Source organism: Pelistega sp. MC2 (assembly GCF_900099475.1).
Classification (GTDB): Bacteria; Pseudomonadota; Gammaproteobacteria; order Burkholderiales; family Burkholderiaceae_B; genus Taylorella; species Taylorella indica.
Genome location: NZ_LT628276.1, coordinates 79,883 through 91,672, shown reverse-complemented (window position 1 = coordinate 91,672; position 11,790 = coordinate 79,883). Strand labels below are relative to the sequence as shown.

Sequence of the window (11,790 nt, the reverse complement as noted above, 5' to 3'; positions counted from 1 at the left end):
AAACTTCTGTTGGTATATTTCTCAAATTATCCATTTCTTTTTGTTTATTGTTATGTCAGAAATTAATCGTACTGAATTATTTGGGAAGCTTAATCCTTTGCTCTATAAATCATTAGAAGGGGCTACATCATTTTGTAAATTGCGCGGTAATCCTTATGTTGAATTAGTACACTGGTTTCATCAAATTATGCATGAACATAATAGTGACTGGCAAAAAATCATGCAGTTTTTTGAGGTTAGAGTTAACTTGATAGAGGAAGGCATTGTTACTGCTTTGGGTGAGCTACCAACTGGAGCGAGTTCAGTATCTGATTTGTCAGAGCATATCGATAGTGCTACTGAAAGAGCTTGGGTATATGGTTCGCTAAAGTATGGCGATGCTAGAATTCGCAGTGCTTATTTATTATTAGGTATTCTAAAAACTAATTCATTACGCAACGTTTTATATAGCATCAGTGCTGAGTTTAAAAAAATCATTCCAGACGTTCTTGCGGATAAGTTATTAAGCATTGTCAAAGGATCGGCTGAAGAAAAAGATAGCGTTGGCTTATCTGAGCAAAAAGTTGCCCCAGGCGCTAAAGAACAAACGGCATTAAAACAATATGCGGTAGATATGACGGAGAAGGCAAGAAATCACGAGATTGACCCTGTGTCTGGTCGTGATGAGGAAATCCGTCAAATGATTGATATTTTGATGCGTCGTCGTCAAAATAATCCTCTTTTAACTGGTGAAGCAGGTGTTGGTAAAACAGCAGTTGTAGAGGGCTTAGCCTTGCGCCTAGCACAAGGTGATGTGCCAGAAAGTTTACGAGATGTTTCTCTGTACTTACTTGATATCGGCTTATTACAAGCAGGAGCAAGTATGAAAGGGGAGTTTGAAGCACGATTGCGTCAAGTCATTGATGAGGTGCAATCAAGTGAAAAACCAATAGTGTTGTTTATTGATGAAATTCATACACTCATTGGCGCAGGTGGTAATGCAGGCACGAGTGATGCGGCTAATCTATTAAAACCTGTATTGGCACGAGGTCAATTACGTACTATTGGTGCAACAACATGGGCGGAATATAAAAAATATATTGAAAAAGATCCTGCCTTAACGCGTCGCTTCCAAGTGGTACAAGTACACGAGCCAGATGAACAAAAGGCAATCATTATGTTGCGAGGTATCAGTGCTTATTTAGAAAAGCATCATAAGGTGTTATTACTAGATGAAGCTATTGATGCGGCTGTTCGTTTATCGCATCGTTATATTCCTGCGCGTCAATTACCGGATAAGGCAGTCGCTTTATTAGATACAGCGTGTGCACGGGTTGCGGTGAGTCAGTATGCCAAACCAGCGGAATTAGAAGATACAGAGCGCAGAATTGAGCATTTAGAAACGGAAAAGCAAATTACTGAACGAGAGCTTCGTTTAGGCATGGATAGATCGGCTAGGCTTGTTGAGATAGAGGCTGAACTTAAAGCCTTGAGAGAGGACTTAGTGGTCTATCAAGAGAAATGGGAAAAAGAAAAAGAATTAACGGAAAAAGTGTTTGAATTAAGAGCGATTCTTCAAGATGAGAATTTAGAAGATCAGCAAGAAAAAGAACAAGCAAGACAAGAATTACAACAGGTACAGCAAGAGTTATTGGTGCTACAAGGAGATCAACCATTGATTTTCCCGTCTGTTGATGCCAATGCTATTGCCTCTGTTGTGGCTGATTGGACGGGTATTCCTGTTGGACGTATGGTGAAAGATGAGGCAAATTCGGTATTACAGCTTGCTGATACACTAGAAAAGCGTGTTATTGGACAACGTCATGGTTTAGATACTATTGTACGCAGAATTCAAACATCTAGGGCTAAATTAACAGATCCTAATAAACCTGTAGGCGTATTCATGCTTTGTGGTCCGAGTGGTGTGGGTAAGACTGAAACGGCATTAGCATTAGCGGAATCACTTTATGGGGGTGAACAAAATTTAATCACTATCAATATGAGTGAGTTCCAAGAGGCTCATACTGTTTCCACACTAAAAGGTGCCCCACCAGGATATGTTGGTTATGGTGAGGGGGGTGTATTAACTGAGGCTGTACGTCGTCGTCCCTATAGTGTGGTGCTATTAGATGAGGTAGAAAAAGCACATCCAGATGTACATGAGATATTTTTCCAAGTCTTTGATAAAGGCTGGATGGAAGATGGAGAAGGTCGTTATATTGATTTTAAAAACACAGTTATTATATTGACCTCTAATGTTGGAACTGATCGCATTATGGATGTTTGTAAGGATCCTGACCTGATGCCAGATGCTGAAGGATTAACAGCCGTTCTTAGGGAACCATTATTAAAAACATTCCCTGCTGCCTTACTTGGTAGACTAGTGGTAGTGCCGTATTTCCCATTGTCTGATGAAATGCTAGGAAATATTGTTAAGTTGCAATTATCACGCATTGAAAAACGCTTACTTCAAAACCATGGTATTCAGTTTACTGTTTCACCAGAGGCTGTCCAATTGATTGTGAATCGTTGTACTGAGGTGGAGTCTGGTGGGCGCATGGTGGATGCGATTTTAACAAATACTGTCTTGCCAAATGTAAGCCATCGCATTTTAGAAAGCACTATGAATGGTGAACAGATTACGTCTTTGACACTAGATGCTAAAGACGGCGAGTTTGTATATCACTACGCATAAAAGCTTTAAATATAAAGAAGGGCAGTTTACCCAAATTATTACTAAAGAATAGTGGCCGTGATTTAAAGCCTAATCAGTTTATTACTGATTAGGCTTTATTAGTAATGATTAGTGCTTTTGATTAATCTCATCTAATAGGCGATCTAATTCTGTCAAATTGACTCTTGAGTCATCAATATTAAGTGTCGATGGTTTTGGATTACTGAAAATATTTTTATTTAGATGCTCATTTCCATCAGATGCGATGATTTTTAAAGGGTCATTTTCTTGTTCAATGCTAATTCTCGTATCTAAATTGCTTAGCGGGTCATGAAAATTTTTATCTAGTTTTGAATTAAATTCAAAGGGATGTAAATTAGCATGTGAAGCACCTATTGGAACAGCATCAACACCCAGTAGTTCAGCAAAGATATCTTTTGTGTAATTAATCGGCTGCTGAGTTGTAGGTGCAGTACTGTTTAACCCCAATATATCTTCCTCAATGGCTTGAGTAGGTGTTGTTTTTTCAGGGATAAATCCAGTATTTTTAGGCGATATGGCTGTATAGTGCCCCGTCATGGCTGGTTGATTTGGCATGGGCATTACTGTTGGTGCTGAGGGTAATTTTGATACTGTACAGGTATAATCGCCAATTCTAATGTTATCGCCAGCATGTACTACTATCTCTTTGCCGAGAGGGAGAGATGTTTGATTGACTTGGATTTCCAGAGAGCCCATATTCTTTAAAATTAAAGTTTCTCTATTTTGTACTCTGATAATGGCTTGCATCAAACTAATTTGTTTTGACTCATCCGTCAAAACAATATGATTAGTACTTGCTCTGCCCAAAGTAACTCCAGGAGGAGTTACTTGATGAACAGAAACACTATGGCTTTTATCTGTAATAGATAATTGCATAATAATTAAAATTTAAAATAATTAGTGACTAAATGTTTATTTTCTTTTAGCGCGTTTTTTTGATTTTGCTTTAGTTGATTTTCTAGTTAACATGCGTTTTTCTTTCGCAAAAACTTTGCCCCACATAGGATGGTTTTTTTCAGAGTCCGCTAATTCAAACGTTGGATCGGCTTTAAGAATTTTTTTGAAAGAAGAGGCGCAATCTTTGGTCTTTTCTAATAAACACTCACTGAAAGCCTTGTATTTAAGCGCTTCGGAGCGGAATGCAAGTGTCCCTGTTGAGACTTCAGGTGTGTTATTTACTTTATCAATGACGTTGTCATAATTGGCTGCTGTAAAGTTTGAATTGATATCTTTTAAGATAATTTGTTCAGCTGGACTGAATGGAGAATTAGGATCGATATCCGCCATTTGTTTGCTTGCACACCCTACTAATAGCAGAGATGACATTAAAACACCAATTAGAAGTGAACGATTTTGTCTCATTTTTAACTCCAAAGTAATATTTTCGTAACGATACTATAACAATTATTGTGAATAATAAGAAAGGGATTGTTTTTAGTTATTAATTTAAGCGCATCATATATGGCGTCGCAAATTAAAAACATAACCTATTCAATTATAGATGGTTATATTTACCATTTTTTGACGGTAGAAATCATAACTTTTTTTGTTCGATATACACAACAGTTTTTGAAAAGAGAATATGAAAATTTGGATTAGATATATTGCTTTATGTATGAGTACTTTTTTATTGGTTGCTTGTGCATCAACTGAGAGTAAATTGGCTGTTCCGTATGTATTGGAGCTTAAAGCCACGAATAATGTCAATGCGGGTCAAACAGGGAAAGCACACCCTATCAAAGTGATTGTTTATGAATTAAACAGTTCTAACGCTTTTAATCAAAGCGATTATTTCTCTTTACAGAAAGATGCAAGACAAGCATTGGGTGATCAAATGTTGGGAGTAAGCAGTGTTGTGCTATCACCGGGAGAGACAAAAGAGTTTAAGTCAGAAGGAAATTTACAAGCCAAAATGCTAGGCATTATTGCTGGTTATCGAGATATCCATAATGCAAAATGGCGATTATTGATTGATTTACCAGAAGCGGAAACAACAAATTTTTATAAGTTCTGGCAGTTTTCACCAGATGAAGTCAGGATTCAGCTTGAGGTGGGTGAACAAGGCTTAAGCGTAGTGCCGACAAAAAAATAAAGGAAATATTAAAGAATGAATGAAAATAAAAAAATATTGTGGACTGAGGGGATGTTTTTACGCCCTCAACATTTTCAACAACAAGAAAGTCTTCTTAGCAACCAACAGTTTCTTATGTTGCAGACCTTGGGTCATTACTATTGGGGATTTTCAGAATTAGAGATAGATACACATTTATTAAAACAAAATAAATTTAATATTATTAAGGCAACGGGCGTTTTTCCTGACGGTACTGTGTTTGAGCTAAAGGATACAGATTTAGCAAGTTATCCCTTAGAGAATTTGAAAAATAATCAAATGCTCTACTTAGCTATTCCCTCTAAAAAGGCATCACTTCAAGAAGTGGATTATGAGGAAAAAGATAATTCATTGGCAAGGTATCGTGTTGTTGAACAAGAGGTGGTAGATGTTACTAATGTGGCATTAAACGAAGTAACTATTCAGTTTGCGAAACCTGTTTATCGCCTATTGACTCAACAGGAAATTGACTCAAACTGGGAAATCTTGCCTATCGCTGATTTCCAAGGCAGGGCAAATGATAATTCTGTATTAATGAATTTCTCATATATTCAGCCAACATTAAATTGTCACCTTGTGAAGAATACATTAAAAAACCATTTGCAAGATGTTATTTCATTATTAAGTTATCGTTCTGAGAAATTATCAGAGCGAATCACCCCTAAAAATAGAACGAGTTCAAGCACCTATGTGGAAACGATTATTTTGGGGATTATTAATCGCAATCTTATCCTGTTTAAGCATTTAAACACATTAAAGTATTTGCACCCAGAAATATTTTTCCGTCATCTAGTGATGCTAGTGGCTGAAATGGCAATGTTCCATCCAGAGAGTATTTCTTTGGATGATATTCCTGTCTATGTACATGATGATTTAAAGCCAAGTTTAGAAAGCTTGATGTCACAACTGAATAATGCACTGAATATTGTCTTTGAAGATGCTTATATCGTCATTCCGCTTGATGACAAAGGACACGGTTTACGCACAGGTAATGTTAAAGACAAGGGCTTATTTAAGACATCTGACTTTATCTTGGCTGTTAAGGCGGATATGCCTGATGACATATTACGCAAAACATTCCCAACGCAAGTCAAACTGGGCTCAACAGAGAAGATGAAAGAATTGGTGCATTTGCAATTACCAGGTATTCATTTACGTCAAATCGATCAGGTACCTTCTGCTCTACCTTATCATGCGGGCTATACCTATTTTAGCCTTGAGAAGAAAGGGGATATGTGGCAACAATTTGAGAGAAGTGCCGCATTAGCACTGCATTTAGCAGGGGATTTCCCTGGTCTGGATATGAGATTTTGGGCTGTAAAAACTAATAGGTGATTGTAATGTCCTCTTCGGATTATATGGACTCCAAGATGGGAGTTTGGAATCAGGTAGCCATGCCTGATTCTGCGCAACAAGTAGAGTTGCGACCAGATGATTATGTGATAAGTGGCTCTAATCCTTTAGTAGCAGCAGCTAACTCTCTGCTAACTTTATTGCCACAAATACGTCATTCTAAAGAGCATGAAAATATTGATTTATTACGTGATCGTTTGATTGATGAGATTCGTCAATTTGAGTTACGTGCACAAGCCATGGGCATTAATAATGAAACGATTCTTGGGGCTCGTTATTGTCTATGTACAGCCTTAGATGAGGCATGTGCCTTAACGCCATGGGGTATGAATGGGCAATGGTCAGGAAAAAGTTTATTGGTTACTTTTCATAATGAAACATGGGGTGGTGAAAAGTTTTTCCAATTATTAGCCAAATTATCACAAAATGCGCCAGCTCATCTTAATTTTCTAGAGCTCATGTATTACTGCTTAATGCTTGGGTTTGAGGGTAGATATCGTGTCATTGATAATGGGCGTTCGCAACTTGAAACACTGAAACAACGTTTACTATTGCTGCTGAATAACACCCGAGGGAAATACCCACAGAAATTATCGCTGAATTGGCAAGCGGAAGAAATTGTCAACCAGTTAAAACGGTTACCGATATCTTTATGGGTAGTTGCTTTAGCTGCTCTCATGGCAGGTATTCTTTTATATTGGGGATTCTCTTGGTCATTAGGTGATAAGTCTGATGCATTGTTTAGAGATATTGTAAAAATTCAGCCTCCTCAATTGGTTGAGAAAAAAGCAATCGTTTCTCAAGCACCAGTCCCAGATCGTTTAGCTAATTTTTTAGCATCAGAAATTCGTGAAGATCTCCTTGTTGTGCGAGATGAGGCTGACCGTAGTGTGGTGATTTTACGTGGCGATGGTTTGTTTGAATCTGGATCTAATCAAATTCGTCAGCAATACCTCCCTGTTCTATCTAGGGTAGCAGATGCTTTAAATGGTGTAGAAGGCAATATTTTAGTCTCAGGTTATAGTGATAACGTTCCTATCAAAACATTGCGTTTCCCATCAAACTGGGAATTATCTCAAGCACGAGCAGATGCGGTTAAGCAATTACTTGAAGTCAGACTTAACAACAAAAATCGTGTGAGGGCAGAGGGTAAGGGTGAGGCTAATCCTGTTGCTCCAAATGATACAGCAGAGAATCGTGCGAAAAATAGACGAGTGGAAATTACTCTTCTTGTGTCACCAGTTAAATAGGCGAATAAGTTAACGTAAAAGAGCAAATACATGAATTTTTTTGTCAATTTTATCAATAGAATTTTTAGTTTCTTATTTAGTCGAAGTTTGTGGACATTTGTGGGTCTTCTCATTTTGGCTTGGTTGATTTGGTTTATCGGTCCGTCAATAGCAGTGGGTCAATGGTATCCACTTGAGGATGAATTAATTCGTATCTATGTTATCAGTGCCATTTTTGGTATATGGTTGATACGATTTATTTGGCGTAAATGGCGTGAGGCGAGACTTAATTCACAGCTCTTAGGTCAATTGCATAAATCTAAAAACAGTAAAAAAATAGAAGAACTTCCAGAAGAAGAAAGAGCAGAAATAAAGTTACTGTCAGAACGATTCGATGAGGCTATCCAACTACTCAAACAATCTAAATTTGAAGGTAAAGAGCGTAGCTTATTTGGTGGCGACTTTTCAAAACAATATTTATATCAATTACCTTGGTATGTGTTTATTGGCGCACCGGGTTCAGGTAAAACGACAGCATTAATTAACTCAGGATTAACGTTTCCACTTGCTGAAAAATTTGGTAAGGTGGCTTTAAAGGGCGTTGGTGGTACTAAAAACTGTGATTGGTGGTTTACAGATGAAGCGGTGTTATTAGATACAGCAGGACGGTATACCACACATGAAAGTGATCCTACAGGTGATGAACAAGAGTGGAAGGGATTCTTAGATTTATTAACGAAATATCGGACACGCCAACCAATTAATGGCGTGATTTTGACTGTTAGTGTGTCTGATTTATTAGGGTCTAATGCGACAGATAGAGCACAACATGCGTTGGTATTAAAAAGACGCTTGCAAGAGTTAAGAGATGAGCTCGGAATTCATTTTCCTGTTTATGTCATGGTTACCAAGGTTGACCTATTACATGGATTTGAAGCTTATTTCCATGATTTAAGTTTGGAAGAGCAGGCTCAAGTATGGGGCTTTACGTTACCGTATGAACAATCCCAAGAGGCTGGTTTTAAATTCTTACCAGCATTTGATAAAGAGTTTACTTTATTGCAAGAGCGTTTATTTGATGCCTTGCCTGATGTGTTAATTCGAAATCAATCAGATGAGCAACGTGCTTCTGCTTATATATTGCCACAACAATTTGCGAATTTACGTATGGTATTGGGAATGTTTTTGGCAGATGTATTCTCTGTCAGTAAATTTGAATCCAAGATTATTCCACGAGGTGTTTATTTTACGAGTGGTACACAAGGCGGTTTGAGTTTCGATAAAGTAACATCGCAATTAAAACAATATTTACGCATTGATGGTATTTCTTCACAAGATAAACTGCACCCAAGTAGTCAAGGTAAAAGTTATTTCTTAAAGAGTCTTTTACAAGAAATTGTATTTAGAGAGTCTGGTTTAGCTGGGCTAAATCTTAAATGGGAAAAACGTTATCGCAAAATACAATGGCTAGGCTATTGTGGTGTAGGGGGAGCATTGCTTCTAGCGTTGATTGCTTGGGGATTAAGCTATAGCAATAATAGCCAGTATATTGACTATGTGAATGACAAAATACCTGCCGTAGTCAAAGTTGGCGATGATATAAAAGCTAACCAAGATTCAGATGTATTAGCGTTATTACCTTTTCTAAATAAAGTTTCAACCCTGCCCGATGGAGAGAATTTTGTTGTCGATGATGAGCCGATGACGTATCAATTTGGTTTATACCAAGGGAATAAACTGTATTCAGCCGCTAAGAGTGTTTATGACGAAACTATCAAATATGTTTTGGTTCCTGGTTTAGCAAGAAGAGTTGAAACCTCATTAAGGCAAGTTAGTCCAGCTGATTTAGAGACCTCGTATGAGGCATTAAGGGCGTATCTAATGATGTATGATTCATCGCATTTTGATCGTTCTTACATGAAGACATGGTTAATGGTTGATTTAAGTAAGACATTGCCACCTGACTTTACAACGGAGCAGTATCAGTCATTAGAAAAACATATTGATTACTTATTAGATCAAGGTATTTTTGTATCTCCCTTTCCTAAGGATGAAAAGCTCATTCAACAAGTTAGAGACAATTTAGATGCTCATGATATTTCCGTACGAGCTTATAGTCGAATTAAACGTATTCTTTCTAGTGCAAAGAGTTCTGATGTGACTGTGGTGACGCTAGGAGGTGTACAAGCACCTACGGTTTTTACCCGGAAAAGTGGAAAACCTCTGAATGAGGGGGTGAATGCACTATATTCTTTTAATGGCTATTGGAATGTTTTTAATAAACGTATTGAAGAGGAGACTATCCGTTTACGCAAAGACGATACGTGGGTATTGAACATTGATAACAAACAGTTTGCTGACGGTAGTGATAAAAAACTAGTAGGTGATGTTCGTAAATTATATTTTAATGATTACATTAAAGAGTGGGATAAGTATTTAGACGATATTGTTCTGATTAAGCCGGATTCATTAGTGCGTAGTATCGAAGTGGTGCGTAGCCTATCTTCCACTAATTCACCGTTGACTAAATTTATTAAAGGTGTGGCTAATGAAACCACTCTTTTAAGAAATGATACGAATAATGAGAAATCAATTATTGATAGGGCGAAAGATAGTGCTACAGGTCTTTCATCATCATTGACGAGTATTGTTGGACCAGTGCAAACAGCGAATTTAGTGAGAAAGGATGCAGAGCCTGAAAAACTAGAAGAAATGGTGGATAACCATTTTATTGAATACCATGAGTTAGCAACGAGTAGTGGTCAGGGTGTTCCGCCACCGATTGATGGGACGATTTCCTTACTCGGTGAATTTTATACATATCTAACAGCAGCTGATACGTCTTTAAGAACCAAAACAACATTACCCCCGGGTGAGGTAGTGTCAAAAATGCAAGCAGAGGCAGGACGTTTACCTCCTGTGATAGGGGGAATGCTTGATACGCTATCGTCAGCGGCTACAAAGAAAATTAGTGCAGAACAGCAGGAAAATGTCGGTGCTAATGTGAATGCGGTGCTTGGGACTTTTTGTCGTAGAGCCATAGCAGGACGCTATCCCTTTGCTAATTCTGGTAGAGATATTGCGCCTAATGATTTCGCTAGATTTTTTGCGCCTGGGCAAATGATGGATACTTTTTTTCAACAAAATTTAATGGATATGGTTGATATGTCTACTCGGCCATGGCGTTTTAAACCAAGTATTGATGGAAATCTTGGAGGAATGGCACAATTCTTAACCTCATTTGAAAAAGCAAGTGTGATTAGGGACGTTTATTTTGCGGCAGGTAGAAATGAGCCATCATTTAAGGTGGCTATCAAACCTATCGAGATGGATGCCAGTATTACTCAATTTATTTTAAATGTGGATGGTCAAGTATTGACATATGAGCATGGACCACAGGTTGGGATTACAGTGGAGTGGCCAGGAAAACAAGGTAGCAATCAAGTGTCCATGAATGTGAGTCCGCAAGTAGGTACATCTGGACTCAGTACCTCAGGTCCTTGGGCGCTTAATCGGTTGCTAGATCGTGCCAGATTACGTCCAGGAAAATCGCCAGAAGTCGTGTATGCAACATTCAATCTCGGCGGGAGGGCGGTAACACTAGAATTCACTTCTTATTCAGCAAAAAGTCCTTTCCGTCTTGCTGAAATGCGAGGGTTTACTTGCCCGGGGAAAAATTAATCTATGACATTATCTATTGATCAGTTGATTTCAAAATTAGGGTGGTATGGAAAGTTACCAGCGGGTGGAGACTTCTTTCAAAGACGTTTACCTATTGATGTGGTGGAGTGGTGGCATCGATGGTTAGAGCAAGGCTTGATTGTAATCAAAAGTGATGAGAAAAATGTGAGGAATTTCTTACATGCACCTATCTGGAATTTTATTATTCCTGCAAATTTTGGAAGTCGTACTGTTCAATTAGGTTGTATCGCACCGAGTAGAGATAGAGTGGGGCGACTATATCCTTTGTTGTGTACATTGTCTATTCCACCAGAAGCCTATCACGAAGAGATTTTACTTGGATCAGTGAGATTTTATACAAATTTGGGAAGTGCTTTAAAAAGTGCTGTCTCACATGGCTGCAATCCAGAACAGTTTGAGCGTCTGGTGAGTGCTGCTCATTTAAGTATGACGGGTATGTTACCTCGTGCAACATCAGAAAAACCAATGGACAATGCAGGTGATATTTTGTCTATTCTTAATGAGGGACATGAAAAACCACCGATAGAAAATTTAAATCATCCGGAGCTGACATGGCGAGATTTAAACGCTGTTTTTCGTCCAGAAGGATCAAATAGTTTTTGGTGGACAAGTCAAGCGACCGGCGCAGCGTACAAGTCATTTGTACATGGTGGAATGCCCAATATGAGTTTATTTAATACATTATTTAGTTAGGTGATATT

General features: G+C 38.1%; 8 protein-coding genes. 6 read left to right on the top strand and 2 right to left on the bottom strand.

From position 1 onward, the window contains the following. The first annotated feature begins 52 nt into the window (after positions 1–52). Positions 53–2,674: a type VI secretion system ATPase TssH gene (gene tssH / locus BQ4443_RS10815; RefSeq protein WP_071059064.1), complete on the top strand. Its 2,622-nt coding sequence runs from the start codon at positions 53–55 to the stop codon at positions 2,672–2,674. A gap of 108 nt (positions 2,675–2,782) precedes the next feature. Here tssH and BQ4443_RS10810 read toward each other — a convergent pair whose 3' ends face one another. Both BQ4443_RS10810 and BQ4443_RS10805 read right to left on the bottom strand, forming a co-directional pair. Further along, complete coding sequence (locus BQ4443_RS10810) at positions 2,783–3,571, bottom strand: FHA domain-containing protein (RefSeq protein ID WP_023953186.1); 789 nt, start codon at positions 3,569–3,571, stop codon at positions 2,783–2,785. A 36-nt stretch (positions 3,572–3,607) separates the two neighbouring features. Continuing rightward, positions 3,608–4,057 (bottom strand): TssQ family T6SS-associated lipoprotein, encoded by a 450-nt coding sequence (locus tag BQ4443_RS10805; protein ID WP_071059063.1) that lies wholly within the window; start codon positions 4,055–4,057, stop codon positions 3,608–3,610. A gap of 220 nt (positions 4,058–4,277) precedes the next feature. On the opposite strand from BQ4443_RS10805, the gene tssJ reads away from it, so the two are divergent. The 5 genes from tssJ to tagF are packed head-to-tail and all read left to right on the top strand — an operon-like array spanning position 4,278 to position 11,782. Further along, positions 4,278–4,787 carry a type VI secretion system lipoprotein TssJ gene (gene tssJ, locus BQ4443_RS10800; protein WP_023953190.1) on the top strand — a complete coding sequence of 170 codons (510 nt, stop codon included), beginning with the start codon at positions 4,278–4,280 and terminating at the stop codon, positions 4,785–4,787. 15 nt (positions 4,788–4,802) lie between these two features. Next, the gene (gene tssK / locus BQ4443_RS10795) at positions 4,803–6,140 is read left to right on the top strand and encodes a type VI secretion system baseplate subunit TssK (RefSeq protein ID WP_071059062.1); all 1,338 of its coding nucleotides are present in this window, start codon (positions 4,803–4,805) and stop codon (positions 6,138–6,140) included. A 5-nt stretch (positions 6,141–6,145) separates the two neighbouring features. Beyond that, the gene (locus tag BQ4443_RS10790) at positions 6,146–7,408 is read left to right on the top strand and encodes a DotU family type VI secretion system protein (RefSeq protein WP_031274888.1); all 1,263 of its coding nucleotides are present in this window, start codon (positions 6,146–6,148) and stop codon (positions 7,406–7,408) included. A gap of 30 nt (positions 7,409–7,438) precedes the next feature. Further along, positions 7,439–11,068, top strand: coding sequence for a type VI secretion system membrane subunit TssM (gene tssM / locus BQ4443_RS10785; protein WP_023953196.1), 3,630 nt, complete (start codon positions 7,439–7,441; stop codon positions 11,066–11,068). A 3-nt stretch (positions 11,069–11,071) separates the two neighbouring features. Further along, positions 11,072–11,782 carry a type VI secretion system-associated protein TagF gene (tagF, locus tag BQ4443_RS10780; RefSeq protein ID WP_023953198.1) on the top strand — a complete coding sequence of 237 codons (711 nt, stop codon included), beginning with the start codon at positions 11,072–11,074 and terminating at the stop codon, positions 11,780–11,782. The last annotated feature ends 8 nt before the right edge of the window (positions 11,783–11,790 follow it).